The organism is Streptomyces viridifaciens (genome assembly GCF_001888885.2).
GTDB lineage: Bacteria > Actinomycetota > Actinomycetes > Streptomycetales > Streptomycetaceae > Kitasatospora > Kitasatospora aureofaciens.
Genome location: NZ_CP090841.1, coordinates 5,068,624 through 5,084,280, shown reverse-complemented (window position 1 = coordinate 5,084,280; position 15,657 = coordinate 5,068,624). Strand labels below are relative to the sequence as shown.

16 protein-coding genes are annotated in these 15,657 nt (G+C 72.3%); 2 read left to right on the top strand and 14 right to left on the bottom strand.

Annotated elements, in window-relative coordinates:
- Window positions 1-20: 20 nt before the first annotated feature.
- Both BOQ63_RS29855 and leuA read right to left on the bottom strand, forming a co-directional pair.
- Window positions 21-722 (bottom strand): TerB family tellurite resistance protein, encoded by a 702-nt coding sequence (locus BOQ63_RS29855; RefSeq protein WP_078867760.1) that lies wholly within the window; start codon window positions 720-722, stop codon window positions 21-23.
- Window positions 723-961: 239 nt separating this feature from the next.
- Window positions 962-2,758 carry a 2-isopropylmalate synthase gene (gene leuA, locus BOQ63_RS29850; protein ID WP_030290775.1) on the bottom strand — a complete coding sequence of 599 codons (1,797 nt, stop codon included), beginning with the start codon at window positions 2,756-2,758 and terminating at the stop codon, window positions 962-964.
- Between the two features lie 334 nt (window positions 2,759-3,092).
- Here leuA and BOQ63_RS29845 point away from each other — a divergent pair, with 334 nt between their 5' ends.
- Both BOQ63_RS29845 and BOQ63_RS29840 read left to right on the top strand, forming a co-directional pair.
- Complete coding sequence (locus BOQ63_RS29845; RefSeq protein WP_030290774.1) at window positions 3,093-4,115, top strand: M4 family metallopeptidase; 1,023 nt, start codon at window positions 3,093-3,095, stop codon at window positions 4,113-4,115.
- A 79-nt stretch (window positions 4,116-4,194) separates the two neighbouring features.
- Window positions 4,195-4,461, top strand: coding sequence for a protealysin inhibitor emfourin (locus BOQ63_RS29840; RefSeq protein WP_030290773.1), 267 nt, complete (start codon window positions 4,195-4,197; stop codon window positions 4,459-4,461).
- A 61-nt stretch (window positions 4,462-4,522) separates the two neighbouring features.
- On the opposite strand, the gene era is transcribed toward BOQ63_RS29840, so the two are convergent.
- From era to BOQ63_RS29780, 12 genes are all read right to left on the bottom strand, one after another.
- Window positions 4,523-5,452 (bottom strand): GTPase Era, encoded by a 930-nt coding sequence (gene era, locus BOQ63_RS29835; protein WP_030290771.1) that lies wholly within the window; start codon window positions 5,450-5,452, stop codon window positions 4,523-4,525.
- A gap of 57 nt (window positions 5,453-5,509) precedes the next feature.
- Complete coding sequence (locus BOQ63_RS29830) at window positions 5,510-5,692, bottom strand: hypothetical protein (protein ID WP_141763866.1); 183 nt, start codon at window positions 5,690-5,692, stop codon at window positions 5,510-5,512.
- Between the two features lie 53 nt (window positions 5,693-5,745).
- Window positions 5,746-6,111, bottom strand: a complete 366-nt coding sequence (locus tag BOQ63_RS29825) for a cytidine deaminase-like protein (protein ID WP_030290769.1) — start codon at window positions 6,109-6,111, stop codon at window positions 5,746-5,748.
- Between the two features lie 23 nt (window positions 6,112-6,134).
- Complete coding sequence (locus tag BOQ63_RS29820) at window positions 6,135-6,683, bottom strand: DUF4383 domain-containing protein (protein WP_030290767.1); 549 nt, start codon at window positions 6,681-6,683, stop codon at window positions 6,135-6,137.
- Between the two features lie 42 nt (window positions 6,684-6,725).
- Entirely contained in the window at window positions 6,726-6,962 is a 237-nt protein-coding gene (locus tag BOQ63_RS29815; RefSeq protein WP_030290765.1) for a hypothetical protein, read from the bottom strand.
- Window positions 6,963-6,995: 33 nt separating this feature from the next.
- A complete protein-coding gene (locus BOQ63_RS29810; protein ID WP_030290763.1) occupies window positions 6,996-8,318 on the bottom strand; it encodes a hemolysin family protein in 1,323 nt (440 codons plus the stop codon).
- Window positions 8,319-8,337: 19 nt separating this feature from the next.
- A complete protein-coding gene (gene ybeY / locus BOQ63_RS29805) occupies window positions 8,338-8,832 on the bottom strand; it encodes an rRNA maturation RNase YbeY (protein WP_030061268.1) in 495 nt (164 codons plus the stop codon).
- Window positions 8,833-8,846: 14 nt separating this feature from the next.
- The gene (locus BOQ63_RS29800; protein ID WP_030290762.1) at window positions 8,847-9,974 is read right to left on the bottom strand and encodes a PhoH family protein; all 1,128 of its coding nucleotides are present in this window, start codon (window positions 9,972-9,974) and stop codon (window positions 8,847-8,849) included.
- A 198-nt stretch (window positions 9,975-10,172) separates the two neighbouring features.
- Window positions 10,173-11,096: a ribonuclease Z gene (locus BOQ63_RS29795; protein WP_030290761.1), complete on the bottom strand. Its 924-nt coding sequence runs from the start codon at window positions 11,094-11,096 to the stop codon at window positions 10,173-10,175.
- Window positions 11,097-11,102: 6 nt separating this feature from the next.
- Window positions 11,103-11,456, bottom strand: coding sequence for a histidine triad nucleotide-binding protein (locus BOQ63_RS29790; protein ID WP_030290760.1), 354 nt, complete (start codon window positions 11,454-11,456; stop codon window positions 11,103-11,105).
- A gap of 56 nt (window positions 11,457-11,512) precedes the next feature.
- Window positions 11,513-12,256, bottom strand: a complete 744-nt coding sequence (locus BOQ63_RS29785; RefSeq protein ID WP_072655245.1) for an RDD family protein — start codon at window positions 12,254-12,256, stop codon at window positions 11,513-11,515.
- Window positions 12,257-12,378: 122 nt separating this feature from the next.
- The gene (locus tag BOQ63_RS29780; protein ID WP_223886072.1) at window positions 12,379-15,615 is read right to left on the bottom strand and encodes a S41 family peptidase; all 3,237 of its coding nucleotides are present in this window, start codon (window positions 15,613-15,615) and stop codon (window positions 12,379-12,381) included.
- Window positions 15,616-15,657 lie beyond the last annotated feature (42 nt).

Sequence of the window (15,657 nt, the reverse complement as noted above, 5' to 3'; positions counted from 1 at the left end):
GGGCGCCCGGGCGCCGGGTCCTACAGGTTCTCGTACGGCGCCCTGGTCGCCGCCTCCAGCAGCGCCGGCACCTGGCTCTTCGGCAGGTCCAGACAGCTCCCGACCGCGGCCAGCGCGTCGCGCTCCTGCGGCAGGTAGCGCCCGTCCGCCAGGGCGATCGCGGCGCCCTGCAGCAGCAGCCGCTCCCGGCCCTGCTGGGCCAGGTGCGGGGCGAGCGGTTCGAGCACCGCGTGCAGTTCCACGGCCAAGCCGCCGGCCTCCCCCAGCCGTTGGCCGAAAGGTGCCCCCAGTTCGTGGGCGTCGTGGAGCTCTCCACCGAGCCCGGACAGCGCGGCCAGCGCGGCCAGCACCTGGGCCTCGCCGCAGTCCTCGAACCCGGCCTCGCGCACCACCGTGCAGGCCGCCTCGCGGGCCGCCCGGTGGGCGGTGCCGCCGGCCGCGAGCAGGGCCAGCGCGATGGTGTACTGGGCGTCCCGCAGCATCGCGCCGAGGCGCACGCTGGTGGGCTGCTCCAGCGCTTCGACGCCGTAGCGCCCGTGGCAGCTGGTGCACTGCACGCTGCCGATCACCGGCCCGAGCGGGAGGAGGGGCGTGCCCAGCAGCCGCAGCCACCGCCGGCCGTGCTGCCGCCGGTAGTTGCGGTCCCCGCCGCAGCCCGGGCAGAAGAAGTCACCGAGAACGTCAGTCCGCCACTTCGGGCGAACACCCCACAACCTGGTCACGGCGCCACTCCCCAGACATGGCAGGCGGCCTGCACAACTATGGGCAGGTCACGCGACCGGACACCGAGCCGTCCCACCGACCCCGGCTTTCCGGTGGATCGATGTTGCCATGGTTACCGGCACGTGTCAGTACCTCGAACGGCTTCCGATCCGAAAAAATGTGGCGCAGGCCACAAAGGGCGCCGAACACGGCGAAGGGCCGCCCGGCGGGACGGCCCTTCGCGTACCACCCGTACGAATTAGCCGCGCTGCGAGCGGTTGACGGCACTGATCATCGCCTTCAGCGAGGCCAGCACGGTGTTGCCGTCGATGCCCACGCCCCACAGCACCTTGCCGTCCACCGCGCACTCCACGTACGCGGCGGCCTGGGCGTCGCCGCCCTCGCTCAGCGCGTGCTCGGCGTAGTCCAGCACCCGTACGTCCACGCCGATCCGGCCCAGCGCGTCCGCGAAGGCCGAGACCGGGCCGTTGCCGGTGCCGGTCAGGGTCACCGGGGCGCCGTCCACCACGGCCTCGGCGGTCAGCGCGTCCCGGCCGTCCTCGGTGGTCAGGCTGCGCGAGCCGGTCAGCGACAGCCGGCCCCACGGGTTCGCCGGGGTCGGCAGGTACTCGTCCTCGAAGACCCGCCAGATCTCGGCCGGGGTGACCTCGCCGCCCTCGGCGTCGGTCTTGGCCTGGATGATCCGGGAGAACTCGATCTGCATCCGGCGCGGCAGGTCCAGCTTGTGGTCGTTCTTCAGGACGTACGCGACACCGCCCTTGCCGGACTGGCTGTTGACCCGGATGACCGCCTCGTAGGTGCGGCCGACGTCCTTGGGGTCGATCGGCAGGTACGGCACGCCCCAGGTGTGCTCCTCGACCGGCACCCCGGCCGCCTTCGCGTCGGCCTCCAGGACGTCGAAGCCCTTCTTGATGGCGTCCTGGTGCGAGCCGGAGAAGGAGGTATACACCAGGTCGCCGGCGTACGGGTGGCGCGGGTGCACCTCCATCTGGTTGCAGTACTCGGCGGTGCGGCGCACCTCGTCGATGTCGGAGAAGTCGATCTGCGGGTCGACGCCCTGCGAGAACAGGTTCATCCCCAGCGTCACCAGGTCGACGTTGCCGGTCCGCTCGCCCTGCCCGAACAGACAGCCCTCGATGCGGTCGGCGCCCGCCATGTACGCCAGTTCGGCGGAGGCGACCGCGGTGCCGCGGTCGTTGTGCGGGTGCACCGACAGGCAGACGAACTCACGGCGGGACAGGTTGCGCGACATCCACTCGAACTGGTCGGCCTGGACGTTCGGGGTGGCCCGCTCGATGGTGGCCGGCAGGTTCAGGATGATCTCGCGGCCCTCGCCCGGCTGCCAGACGTCCATCACCGCCTCGCAGACCTCCAGCGCGAAGTCCAGCTCGGTGTCCACGAAGATCTCCGGCGAGTACTGGTAGCCGAAGACGGTGTCGTCGCCCAGCAGCTTCTCCGCGTACTCCATCACCAGCCGGGTGCCGTCCACGGCGATCGCCTTCGTGGCCGCCCGGTCGTTGCGGAACACCACCCGGCGGAACAGCGGCGCGGTCGCGTTGTACAGGTGGACGGTCGCCCTCGGGGCGCCGACCAGCGACTCCACGGTCTTCTCGATCAGCTCCTCGCGGGCCTGGGTCAGCACCGAGATGGTGACGTCCTCCGGGATCGCCCCCTCCTCGATCAGCGACCGCACGAAGGCGTGGTCGGTGGCGCCGGAGGACGGGAAGCCGACCTCGATCTCCTTGTAGCCCATGGCGACCAGCAGGTCGAACATCTTCCGCTTGCGGGCCGGGGACATCGGGTCGATCAGTGCCTGGTTGCCGTCCCGCAGGTCGGTGGAGAGCCAGCGCGGCGCCTTGGTGATCACCTTGTCCGGCCAGGTGCGGTCCGGCAGGTCGACGGTGCCGAACGGCAGGTAGCGCCCGTGCCGCATGCCCGAGGGCCGCTGGCGGACGGAGGCGGAGGTGATCGGGGTCGGCCGGTCGACGAAGGCGCGAGCGGCGGGGACGGACGCGGCGGAGGTCTGCTCGGTCATGGAGGTGACTCTCGGCTTCCTGTGGATGCGTGGTGCGGGCGGGTCGGGAGGGATCAACACCGACTGGCCGGCCTTCTGCTGCCGCTCGCGATACGCCGTTGGATCGCCGATTCCGCGCACAGCACGTTCCCCGCGGCGAGGGAGCCGGCCCCGTGGACTACAGGCCCTCGACGCGGCAGCTAAGAAGAAGCAGACCGTTGCGCATGATGGGACCCAGCGTAACCCAGCGCCGCGCGCCCCCGAAGTGATCCGGGCTTCCGTTCCACCCCTTGAGACGGCGATCGGTCACGCAAGGGTGGTGACAACCAGTCATCGATGCCTCACTCTGGGCGACATGACTGCAGCAGTACCGATCTGCGCGATCGTCCCGCCGTACGTACTGGACCGCCTCGCCGAGGCCGGTCACGAGCCCGCCGTCCGCTCCCTCGCCCTCGACACCGCGCACCGCGCGGCCCGTCTCACCGCTCCCCCGCCGACCGCCGGCGCCCGCGGGCTGAACCGGGTGATCGCCGACACCGGGCACAGCCAGCGGCTGCCCGGGCGCACCGTCCGCACCGAGGGCCACGCCCCGGTCGCCGACCCCTCCGTCAACCACGCCTACGACGGCCTCGGCGACACCTTCGCGCTGTACGCCCAGGTCTTCGGCCGCGACTCGATCGACGGCCGGGGCCTGCGGCTGGACGCCAGCGTCCACTACGGCCAGAACTACGAGAACGCCTTCTGGAACGGCCGGCGGATGGTCTTCGGCGACGGCGACGGCCGGATCTTCGGCGACTTCACCGCCTGCGTCGACGTCATCGGCCACGAGCTCACCCACGGCGTCACCCAGTTCACCGCAGGCCTGGAGTACCAGGACCAGCCCGGCGCGCTGAACGAGTCGGTCTCCGACGTCTTCGGCTCGCTGGTCAAGCAGTACGCGCTGCACCAGAGTGCCGCCGACGCCGACTGGCTGATCGGCGCGGGGCTGCTCGCCCCCGGCATCCAGGGCGTGGCGCTGCGCTCGATGAAGGCCCCCGGCACCGCCTACGACGACCCCCAGCTCGGCAAGGACCCGCAGCCCGCGCACATGCGGGACTACGTGAACACCACCCAGGACAACGGCGGGGTGCACATCAACTCCGGCATCCCCAACCACGCGTTCTACCTGCTGGCCACCGCCCTCGGCGGCCAGGCCTGGGACCGCGCCGGGCGGATCTGGTACGACGCCCTGACCGGCGGCGGGCTGTCCGCCGACGCGGACTTCACCGCCTTCGCCCGGGCCACCGTGGCCGCCGCCAAGGCGCGCTACCCCGACCGGTCCTCGATCGCGGACACCGTGTCGGCCTCCTGGGCCCAGGTCGGGGTCAGCCCCGGTTGAGAAGGGGTTGAGTCGCACTTAAGGTCACGGTCCGGGAAAAGTGCCGCAAAAGCCTTCCCTGGGCAGCACCATGGACACCATGCGTATCCAGGTGACCCGGACCGGCGGCCTCGCCGGAATCGTCCGCCACGCGGAGCTCGACACCGTCGACCGCACGGACGCCCCGCACGTCCACGCGCTCGCCCGCGAAGCCGTCGCGGGCGGGCTGCGCGCCCCCTCGTACGGCGTGCCGGACGGCTTCCACTACGAGATCACCGTCGACGGGCGGACGGTGCACTGTGCCGACCCCAAACTCACCGACTCCCAGCGGGAGCTGGTGTCGCTGGTGCTGCGCGAGGGCGCCTGACCCCCGCGCGGCACCGGCGACCCCGGCCCCGGGCTTCCCGGCTCCCCGGGGAGGCCGTGCGTCAGAAACCGAGCTTGCGCAGCTGCTTGGGGTCGCGCTGCCAGTCCTTGGCCACCTTGACGTGCAGGTCCAGGTAGACCGGCGTGCCGAGCAGCGCCTCGATGTGCTTGCGGGCGGTGGTGCCGACGTGCTTGAGCCGCGAGCCCTTGGCGCCGATCACGATCGCCTTCTGGCTCTGCCGCTCGATGTAGACGTTGGCGTGGATGTCCAGCAGCGGGCGGTCGGCGGGGCGGCCCTCGCGGGGCAGCATCTCCTCGACCACGACGGCCAGCGAGTGCGGCAGCTCGTCCCGCACGCCCTCCAGGGCGGCCTCGCGGATCAGCTCGGCAACCATGATCTGCTCGGGCTCGTCGGTGAGGTCGCCCTCCGGGTAGAGCTGGTCGCCCTCGGGCAGCAGCTTGGTGAGCAGGTCGGCGACCAGCTCGACCTGCTTGTCGCCGACGGCGGAGACCGGGATGATCTCGGCCCACTCGAAGCCCAGCTCGACGCCCAACTGCTGGATGGCGATGAGCTGCTCGGCCAGCCGCTTGGAGTCGACCAGGTCGGTCTTGGTGACGATGGCGACCTTCGGGGTCTTCTTGATCCCGGCGATCTCCTTGGCGATGAACTTGTCGCCGGGGCCGATCTTCTGGTCGGCGGGCAGGCAGAAGCCGATCACGTCGACCTCGGCCCAGGTGGTGCGGACCAGGTCGTTGAGGCGCTCGCCGAGCAGGGTGCGCGGCTTGTGCAGACCGGGGGTGTCGACCAGCACGAGCTGGGCGTCCGGGCGGTGCACGATGCCGCGCACGGTGTGCCGGGTGGTCTGCGGGCGGTCGGAGGTGATCGCGACCTTCGTCCCCACCAGGGCGTTGGTCAGGGTCGACTTGCCCGCGTTGGGACGGCCGACGAAGCACGCGAACCCGGAGCGGTACGAGGAGGAAGGGGCATTCATGGGCTCCATTCTCCCTGATCAACGGAGCCCCGCCGTCCGGGGCCGGTCCTCACGCGCTCAGCCCTTGTCACCGCCCCTGCCGACCAGCGAGAACAGCACCAGCAGCGCCAGGAAGGCGAGCGAGCCCCAGAGCCAGTAGACCGTGCCGGTCTCCTGCCACTTGCCCATCCCCATCACGAACAGCACCAGCCCGGCGACGAACGCCAACGCCCCCATGCCCCAGCCCCTCACCGAGTCCACTCCCCGGTGAGATTATCCGCTGAACACATGGGGGCACGGGGCGCAGTGGCCCCTCAGCGGGCCTCGACCGACACCCGCAGCGTCCCGTCCGGGCCGGCCAGCAGCACCGGCGTCCCGGCCCCGCCCAGGTCCCGCACGGCCGCCAGGTCGGCCTCGGCCGGCTGCTCGGCCTCGGTCACCACGGCGGCCGCCTCCAGCGACTTCGCGCCGCTGGCCACCGCCATCGCCACCGCCGTCCGCAGCGCGCTCAGCCGCAGCGACTCCAGCGCGACCGTCCCGGCGACGTAGGTGCGGCCGGTCTCGTCACGCACCGCGGCCCCCTCGGCCACACCGTTGCGGGCGCGGGCCGAGCGGGCCAGGGTGATGATCTTCTTGTCCTCGGGGTCGAGCTCGACGATGTCACTCATGCCGCCGAGCATAGGCGGCGCCGGCGAGAGGCAGCTCAGTGGCCGACCGGGTGGGTGCGCCCCCGGTTCGGGTTGATCACCTTGACGAAGGTCTTCGGTCCGGAGGGCAGCGGCTCCTCGCGTGAGATCCGCTTGCGCCAGAACGGGTTGTCGTGCGGCAGGTGACTGCTCACCCGGCCGTACATCCCGAAGGTGGTCACGACGATCCCGAAGACGAACGCGAACAGCACGTTCGACATCCGGAAGTTGAGGATGTTCGCGTCCGGCCGGCCGAGCACCGTCAGTCCGTAGAAGCCGGACAGGACGAACAGCACGCCGACGATCATGTTGAGGTTGGACGCGAAGTTCCCGCCGATCACCGCTCCGAGCATCAGGATCACCCCCGCCACGACGGACAGGATGCTCAGCGCCCCGTTGGTGGACAGCCCGGCGATCCGGTCACCGTGGGTGGCCAGGAAGCCGGGGTGGTCGGACAGTCCCAGGATCCCGAACACGATCAGGAAGATCCCCCCCAGCCCCGCCCCGACCCGCCACACCAGGGCGAGCCGGCGATCGACGGTCGGCAGTTCGTCTTGCAGCTTCATGGCACCTCCAGAGCTTCGGCGACTCCCCAGCCGTGGGGACGGCTAGCTGTACGGATGGCTCCCCTGCATGTGCGGCGTCTCGTGCATGTAGAGCGAACCGCACTGCTGGCAGCAACGCAGCCCGGTGCCCCACTCCTGCTCGGGCCGCGTCTCGGCGTCGTCGGGCATGGTCCGGCCGCAGAGGGCCGTCGCCGGGTCCTCGTCCCGCACCACGTGCCAGGACCTGACTCCGCCGGCCGGCCCCTGCGGGCCGTACTCCGCGCGCAGTTTGTGCGTCATGCCCTCCATGGTCGCTCGGCGACCGCCCACCCGCTACTCGCCAGGGGCCTGCGCCGCCTCCGCCCCGCGCACCGGCGAGGCGACCATCGAGCCGATCCGGTTGCGGCGCCCGGCCGAGGACTCGGCGGTCAGCAGGATGCCGGTCAGGCCGTCCGCGACCGGCTCGGGCAGCGGGATCTCGCAGGAGGAACCGGGGATCGGCACCCGGCCGAGGTGCTTGGCCAGCAGGCCGCCGACGGTCTCGACGTCCTCGTCCTCCAGCTCGATGCCGAACAGCTCGCCCAGGTCCTCCACCAGCAGGCGGGCGGTGATCCGGTACGAGCCGTCGCCGAGGTCCTCGATCGGCGCGATCTCCCGGTCGTACTCGTCGGTGATCTCGCCGACGATCTCCTCCAGGACGTCCTCGATGGTGACCAGGCCCGCCGTGCCGCCGTACTCGTCGATCACGATGGCGACGTGCGAGCGGCGCTGCTGCATCTCGCGCAGCAGGTCGCCGGCCGGCTTGGAATCCGGGACGAACACGGCCGGGCGCATCACCGCGCCGACCTCCTCGGCCTCCGCCTCGCGGTTGATGTGGGTGCGGCGCACCAGGTCCTTGAGGTAGACGATGCCGACCACGTCGTCCTCGTTGTCGCCGACCACCGGGATCCGCGAGAAGCCCGAGCGCAGCGCCAGGGTCAGCGCCTGCCGGACGGTCTTGTGCCGCTCGATCATCACCAGGTCGGTGCGCGGCACCATCACCTCGCGCACGATGGTGTCGCCCAGCTCGAAGACCGAGTGCACCATCCGGCGCTCCTCGTCCTCGATCAGGTCGTCCTTCTCGGCGAGGTCGACCAGCGCCCGCAGCTCCGCCTCGGAGGCGAACGGCCCCTCACGGTAGCCCTTGCCCGGGGTCAGCGCGTTGCCCAGCAGGATCAGCAGCCGCGGGATCGGACCGAGCACCGCGGCCAGCGGCAGCAGCACGAAGGAGGCCGCGGTCGCGGTGGAGATCGGGTGCTGGCGCCCGATCGTGCGCGGCGAGACGCCCACCGCGACGAAGGACACCAGCACCATCACGCCGAAGGCCAGCAGCACGGCCTGCCAGGTCGGGTGGATGTTGTGCACGCACACCGCGGTGACCAGCACCGCGGCCGCCATCTCGCTGGCGACCCGGATCAGGGTCGCCAGGTTGAGGTAGCGGAACGGGTCGGAGGCGACGGCCAGCAGCCGCGCGGAGCCGCGCCGCCCGTTGCGCACCGCGTCCTCGGCCCGGAACCGGGAGACCCGGGAGATACCCGCCTCGGCGCACGCCGCCAGCCAGCCGAGCACGACCAGGGCGACGGCACCGAGGATGTAGCTCGTACTCTCACCACTCACAGGGGTTCGGGCTCCGCGCTCAGTGGGTGGTGGGGGCCGGCGAGATGCCGCCGAGGCCGCGGCCCGCCCGCCAGTCGTCCAGGATGCGCTTCTGGAGGGCGAACATCTCCTCCTCTTCCTCCGGCTCCTCGTGGTCGTAGCCGAGGACGTGCAGCACGCCGTGGACGGTGAGCAGCTGCAGCTCCTCGTCCATCGAGTGCTTGGAGGGGGCCGCCTTGCCCTGCTGCTCGGCGACCTCGGGGCAGAGCACGATGTCGCCGAGCAGGCCCTGCGGCAGCTCCTCGCCCTCCTTGCCGGGACGCAGCTCGTCCATCGGGAACGACATCACGTCGGTCGGGCCGGGCAGGTCCATCCACTGGATGTGCAGCTCCTCCATCGCCGCACCGTCCACCAGGATCACGGACAGTTCGGACTGCGGGTGGATCCGCATCTTGTCCAGGGCGAAGCGGGCGACGTCGAGGATGGCTTCCTCATCCGCGTCCCAGCCGGACTCGTTGGCGATGTCGATCGACATGACGGGCTGTGTGCTCAACTTTCGGTGCGATGGGACTGTCGGGGTGCGCGCGCCGCGGCGGTCTTGCCGGGGCGCCGCTGGGCGGGCTTGCGGGCGGCCGGGGCGTTCTCCTCGGCCTCCTGCCGGGCGTCCCAGCGCTCGTAGGCGTCCACGATCCGGCCGACCAGCTTGTGGCGGACCACGTCGGTGCTGGTGAGGACGGAGAAGTGGATGTCCGGGACGTCGGCCAGGATCTCCTGGACGACCTTGAGACCGCTGCGGGTGCCGCCCGGGAGGTCGATCTGGCTGGTGTCGCCGGTGACCACCACCCGGGAGTTGAACCCGAGGCGGGTGAGGAACATCTTCATCTGCTCGGGCGAGGTGTTCTGGGCCTCGTCGAGGATGATGAAGGCGTCGTTGAGGGTGCGCCCGCGCATGTACGCGAGCGGGGCGACCTCGATGGTGCCGGCCGCCATCAGGCGCGGGATGGAGTCCGGGTCCATCATGTCGTGCAGCGCGTCGTACAGCGGGCGCAGGTACGGGTCGATCTTCTCGTAGAGGGTGCCGGGCAGGAAGCCCAGCCGCTCTCCCGCCTCGACCGCCGGGCGGGTCAGGATGATCCGGTTGACCTCCTTGGCCTGGAGGGCCTGGACGGCCTTGGCCATCGCCAGGTAGGTCTTGCCGGTACCGGCCGGGCCGAGGCCGAAGACGATCGTGTGCTTGTCGATCGCGTCGACGTAGCGCTGCTGGTTGAGCGTCTTGGGGCGGATCGTGCGGCCCCGGTTGGACAGGATGTTCGCGGTGAACACCTGGGACGGCGCCGGGCTGTCCGGGTCCTCCTCGCGAAGCATGGCGATCGAGCGCTCCACGGAGTCCTCCGTCAGGGGCTGGCCGGTGCGCAGCACCAGCATCATCTCGTTGAAGAGCTTCTGCACGAGGGCGACCTCGGCGCGCGTCCCGGTGGCGGTCACCTCGTTGCCGCGGACGTGGATGTCGGCGGCGGGGAAGCCCTGCTCGATCACGCGCAGCAGCGAGTCCGCCGTGCCGAGCAGGGTGACCATCGGGTGCTTCTCGGGGATGACGATCCGGGCGCTCACCCGGCCGTCGTCAGCCGGTTCCGGGCGCGACTGCCCATCGGTACGGGTCTGCGATGTGTCACTCATAGGTCGGCGCTGGGGCCTGCCTCATCCCATCCGTGGTCTCGTGTGCCGCTCGGTCTCCGGGGCACCAGGGTACGCCGCGAGCGTGATCGCTGCGGCGGGCGGCGGGGCCGCACCCGACGATGCTGCGGCAGATCGCGGGGCGGCGCGAACCCTTTTTCCGTCGGCCCCGCGCACCGCGCCCGGCCGGTGGCGCGCCGGTCACCGGTGGCGGCGGGCCGGGACGGGCACCCGGGCGAGGTCCTCGGCGAGCACCAGCTCCCCGTCGAAGTGCTTTCGGGCGTCGGCCAGGTGCTGGCCCAGGTCCGGGTAGCGCTGGGAGAAGTGGGTCAGCACCAGGGTCCGCACCCCCGCCTCGGCGGCGGCCTTGGCGGCCTGGCCGGCGGTGAGGTGGCCGTGGTCCTCGGCGAGCTGGGCGTCGGCGTCGGCGAAGGTCGCCTCGACCACCAACAGGTCGGCTCCCTCGGCGAGTTCGTGCACGCCGTCGCACAGCCGGGTGTCCATCACGAAGGCGAACCGCTGGCCCGGCCGCGGCTCGCTGACCTCGTCCAGGGTGACGGTGCGGCCGTCCACCTCGATCGCGCCCTCGTGCTGGAGCCGGCCGACGGCCGGCCCGTGCACGCCGGACGCGGCGAGCCGCTCGGGTACCAGGCGGCGGCCGTCCGGCTCGGACAGCCGGTAGCCGAAGGACTCCACCGGGTGGTCCAGCCGGACCGCGTCCAGCGCGAAGCGGGCGCCGGGCGCGGGCAGCGGGCCCGGCTCGTCGATCGGCCGGGGCCGCAGCACCGCGGTCTCGTGGTAGGCGGTGGCGTGCCGCAGCCGCTCGAAGTAGACCTCCCCGGAGGCCGGGAAGTAGACGTCCACCGGGTGCGGGACCCGGTCAAGGTTGATCCGCTGGATCACCCCGGCGAGGCCCAGGCAGTGGTCGCCGTGGAAGTGGGTCACCGCGATCCGGGTGATCTGGGTGGCCGAGACCCCGGCGCGCAGCATCTGCCGCTGGGTGCCCTCGCCGGGGTCGAACAGCAGACCCTCGCCGTCCCAGCGGAGCAGGTAGCCGTTGTGGTTGCGGTGCCGGGTGGGCACCTGGCTGGCGGTGCCCAGGACGACGAGTTCGCGCTGCGACACCTGGGATCAGACCATGCTCTCGGTCATGGGCTTGCCGCCGAGCACGTGCACGTGGGCGTGGAAGACGGTCTGCCCGGCGCCCGCACCCGTGTTGAAGATCAGCCGGTAGTCCTCGACGCCCTCGTCCCTGGCCACCGCGCCCGCCTCGGCGAGCAGTTCGCCGGCGATCTCCGGCTCGGCGGCGGCCAGCGCGGCGGCGTTCGGGTAGTGGACATGCGGGATGACCAGGACGTGCACGGGGGCCTTGGGGGCGATGTCCCGGAAGGCGAGGACGCGCTCGGTCTTGCGCACCACGGTCGCCGGGATCTCGCCCGCCACGATCTTGCAGAACAGGCAGTCGGACTGCGGCTCGCCGGCCATCGGGTTCTCCTCGGGTCACTCGGTCTTCGCTGACGTTGGGGCCGTACGGCCGCAGCCTAGCCGAGCCGCCCGACCGCCTGCTGGTACTCCTGCAGGTGCTTCCAGCGCACCGACCGCATCCCGACGATGTCCCCCTCGGACACGTCGAAGTCCTCGGATATGAGGACCACCGCCAGGTAGACGAAGCCGAGCAGCCAGCGCCGGGTCAGCCGCCACGTGTTGGGGCGCATGACCCGCTTGCGGCGCACCACCCGCATCGCCATGATCCCCTTGCCCACACTGAAGCCGGTCAGCCGCGCCAGCACCACCTGGTTGAGGAAGGAGGCGAGCAGGCCCGCTCCCAGGAACGCCACCCAGAACGGCACCACCGGGCTCTGGACGGCGGCGTGGCCGGCCGCGTGCACGACGGGCTTGGCGTGCTTCGCGGTGTTGTCGTCGGCGATGGCGGTGGCGAAGCCGAGGCCGAAGGCGAGGACGAAGTCGAGCACGATCGCCAGGAAGCGCCGTCCGGCGTACGCCTCCGGGGGACACGGCGGCAGTGCGGGCCGCGCCTGCGGGTAGATGTCCTGCCCGTACGGCTGCTGGGCCTGCGGGTACGGCTGGGGCTGGGCGTACGGCTGCTGGGCCTGCGGGTACGGCTGCGGAGGTTGCGCGTACGGCCCCTGGCCGTACGGGTTCGGCCCGTAGCCGTTCGGCGGACCTTGCGGGTACTGCGGATTCTGCGGGTACTGCGGATTCTGCGGGTACTGCGGGTACTGCGGGTACTGCGGGTACTGCGGCGGTGGATAGCTCTGCGCCATGGTGTGCTCCCCCGTGAGCTGCCGATCAGATCAAGATCGCGATCAAGGACAGCCCCGCATCCTACCCACGCCGCGGAGCGGGAGGTCGGCCCCGCCGGCTTCCCGCTCCGTACCCCCACCGGCTACGCCCAGGGCAGCCCCGGCCCCGAGCGGGCCGGGGTTCCGGCGAGGGTCTCCAGGGCGATCCGCACGCCCTCGGCCAGCTGGGGGTCCTCCCCGGCCGCCCAGTGGTGCGGGGCGAACGGCACCTCGACGTCCGGGTCGACGCCGTGGTTCTCCAGGCCCCAGCCGTAGTTCTCCAGCCACATCGCGTACTTGGGCTGGGTGACCAGGGTGCCGTCGACCAGCTGGTACCTGCTGTCGATGCCGATCACCCCGCCCCAGGTGCGGGTGCCGACCACCGGACCGATCCCCAGCGCCTGGATGGCGGCGTTGACCACGTCGCCGTCCGAGCCGGACAGCTCGTTGGCGAGGGCGACCACCGGCCCGCGCGGGGCGTCCATCGGGTAGGGCACCGGGTGGTCGGTGTCCCGGATGGCGTACCAGCCGACGATCCGCCGGGCCAGCTTCTCGATCACCAGCTGCGAGGTGTGGCCGCCGCGGTTCTCCCGGACGTCCACGATCAGGCCCTCCCTGGCCATCTCGGTGGACAGGTCCCGGTGCAGCTGGGCCCAGCCGGCCGTCTGCATGTCGGGGATGTGCAGGTAGCCGAGCCGGCCGCCGGACAGCTCTCGCACCGCGGCCCGCCGCCCGGCCACCCAGTCGTGGTAGCGCAGCGCCTCCTCGTCGGCGAGCGGGACGACCACGGGGTGGCGCTGGTCGGTGCCGTCCTTGCCGGCCACGGTCAGCTCGACCGGCTGCCCGGCGGTGCCGGCCAGCAGCGGGGCGGGGCCGGTGACCGGATCCACCGGGCGGCCGTTGACGGCCAGCACGGCGTCGCCCGGGCGGACCGCGGCGCCGGGGGCGGCCAGCGGCGAGCGGGCCCGGGGGTCGGAGGACTCGCCGGGAAGGATCCGGGCGATCCGCCACCGCTCGCCGTCCCTGACCAGGTCGGCGCCGAGCAGGCCCTGGCGCCGGGCCGGCTCGGTGTAACGGCCGTACGGGACGACGTAGGCGTGCGAGGTGCCGAGTTCGCCGTGCACCTCCCAGAGCAGGTCGACCAGTTCGTCGTGGGAGCCGACCCGCTCGACCAGCGGCCGGTAGCGGTCCAGGATCCCGGCCCAGTCGAGGCCGCCGAGGTCCGGGCGCCAGAAGTTGTCCCGCATCAGGCGGCCGTTCTCGGCGTACATCTGCCGCCACTCGGCGGCCGGGTCGACGGTCACCCGCAGCCGGGTGAGGTCGACGGCTGTCTCGTCGTCCTCGCCGCCCGCCTTGTGGTCGGCCGGGACGATCCGCAGCTCGCCCTCGTCCAGCACGGCCACCCGGGTGCCGTCCCCGCTGACCGCGAACCCGTCGACCCCGTGCACCAGTTGCTCGGCCCGGCGCTTCCTGAGGTCGAAGCGCTCCAGCACCGGCCGGGGCCGTTCGTCGTCCAACGAGGCCGCCTCGTCGCCGAGTTCTCCCAGCAGCGGTGCCCTGGTCCACAGCACCCCGTCCTTGGCGGCGCGCAGCACGTGGAACCGGCCGCCCTCGACCGGGAACGGCAGGATCCGGTCGGCGATGCCGTCCAGGTCCACCCTGGTGGCCGGCGCGGCCCCGTCCGCGCCCTCCTCGCCGTCCGCCTTCCGGGCCCTGGGCTCGTCCTCCTCCCCGCCCGGCGGGCGCCCGGCCCGCTGCGGCCCGAACGGGGACGGCGTGTCGGCGGCGAGGGTGACCAGGTACGGGCGGCAGCCGTTCGGGAAGGACAGGTCGAAGGCGTGCGCGTCGTAGACCGGATCGAAGTTGCGCACCGACAGGAAGGCCAGGTAGCGGCCGTCCGCGGTGAAGGCGGGCGAGGTGTCGACGAAGCGCTGCTGGGTGACCTCGCTGACGGTGCGGGTCGCCAGGTTCCCCAGCACGATCTGGCGCAGGGAGTACGGGCCCATTCGGTGCACCGGGCGGGACCAGGCCAGCCAGGCCGAGTCCGGGCTGAACGCCAGCCCGCTGACCTCGCCGTCGGTACTGCGGTCCAGCTCGTGCACGGCGCCGTCGGCCAGCGAGACCAGCAGCACCCGGCCGTCGTGGACGCCGAGCGCCGCCTGCTTGCCGTCCGGGGAGACCACCAGCGAGTTGACCCGGCCCAGCTGCCCGGCGGCCAGACGGCGCCGCTCGGGGTCGTGGACGGCGGGGGCGTACTCCAGGGCGTCCTCGCCCTCGGCGTCGGACACCCAGAGCACGCCCTGGGCGCCGTCCTCCCCCGGCACCACCCGGACCAGCCGGGCGCGCACGCCCGGCGTCTCGTCCAGCACCCGGGCCGGGCCCTCCCGGTGGGTCAGCCAGTGCACACTGCCGCGCACCACGACGGCGCTGGCCCGGCCGGTGCGGTCGGGGGCGGCGGACTCCAGCCAGTGCGCGGCGGGCACCGGGCGGGGGCGGCGCCCGTTGCGCGGACCGGCCAGCCGGACGTCCAGGCGGCGGGGCGCGGCGGTGTCCAGGTCGTCCAGCAGCCAGAGGTCGCCGGCCCGGTGGAAGACCACCCGGGTGCCGTCGGTGGCGGCGTTGCGGGCGTAGAAGCCGTCCGGGTCGGTGCTGTGGCGGCGCAGGTCGGAGCCGTCCGGACGGCTGGACCACAGCTCGCCGACGCCCTCGTGGTCGGAGAGGAAGGCGATCCGTTCGCGCACCCAGAGCGGGGAGTCGAGCTGCCCGTCCAACTCCTCGTGGATGCGGGTGAACCGGTCCTGACCGATCCACAACTTGCCCGCCCGGCCGCCCCGGTAGCGCTTCCACCAGGCCGGCTCGCGGTTGTTGACGGTCACCAGCAGCGCGCGCTCGCCGTCCGGCTCGAAGGCCAACCCGCCGACCGGCCCGTACGGCAGCCGCGCCGTCTCGCCGCCGTCCAGCGGGACGGCGTGCGCCCAGGTGCGCCGCACGCCGGACTCGCCAGCGCCGGTGGTGGCGATCGGGCGCCCGTCGGCGGTCCAGCCGTGCACCCGGGTCTCGCCGTTGCCCCAGTACGTCAGCCGCCGGGACGGCCCGCCGTCCACCGGCACCACGTGCACCTCGGGGGCGCCGTCCCGGGTGGAGGTGAAGGCGATGAGCCGCCCGTCCGGGGAGAACCTGGGGTGGTGCACCGGCAGGTGATCGGCGGTCAGCCGCCAGGCCCGGCCGCCGTCCAGCGGGGCGAGCCACAGGTCGTCCTCGGCGACGAAGGCGACCAGGTCACCGTGCAGATGGGGATGGCGCAGGTAGGCACCCGCGGAGGTGCTCAGGGAGTCCGTCACCCGGTCAGCGTAAGCAGGTGCGGGTACGATCCGCGCCGGTTT

Coding starts and splice junctions, on each gene's coding strand:
- leuA (WP_030290775.1), bottom strand. CDS start 2,758: ATGACCGAGCAGACCTCCGCCGCGTCCGTCCCCGCCGCTCGCGCCTTC.
- BOQ63_RS29845 (WP_030290774.1), top strand. CDS start 3,093: ATGACTGCAGCAGTACCGATCTGCGCGATCGTCCCGCCGTACGTACTG.
- BOQ63_RS29840 (WP_030290773.1), top strand. CDS start 4,195: ATGCGTATCCAGGTGACCCGGACCGGCGGCCTCGCCGGAATCGTCCGC.
- era (WP_030290771.1), bottom strand. CDS start 5,452: ATGAATGCCCCTTCCTCCTCGTACCGCTCCGGGTTCGCGTGCTTCGTC.
- BOQ63_RS29825 (WP_030290769.1), bottom strand. CDS start 6,111: ATGCTCGGCGGCATGAGTGACATCGTCGAGCTCGACCCCGAGGACAAG.
- BOQ63_RS29820 (WP_030290767.1), bottom strand. CDS start 6,683: ATGAAGCTGCAAGACGAACTGCCGACCGTCGATCGCCGGCTCGCCCTG.
- BOQ63_RS29815 (WP_030290765.1), bottom strand. CDS start 6,962: ATGACGCACAAACTGCGCGCGGAGTACGGCCCGCAGGGGCCGGCCGGC.
- ybeY (WP_030061268.1), bottom strand. CDS start 8,832: ATGTCGATCGACATCGCCAACGAGTCCGGCTGGGACGCGGATGAGGAA.
- BOQ63_RS29800 (WP_030290762.1), bottom strand. CDS start 9,974: ATGAGTGACACATCGCAGACCCGTACCGATGGGCAGTCGCGCCCGGAA.
- BOQ63_RS29790 (WP_030290760.1), bottom strand. CDS start 11,456: ATGGCCGGCGAGCCGCAGTCCGACTGCCTGTTCTGCAAGATCGTGGCG.
- BOQ63_RS29785 (WP_072655245.1), bottom strand. CDS start 12,256: ATGGCGCAGAGCTATCCACCGCCGCAGTACCCGCAGTACCCGCAGTAC.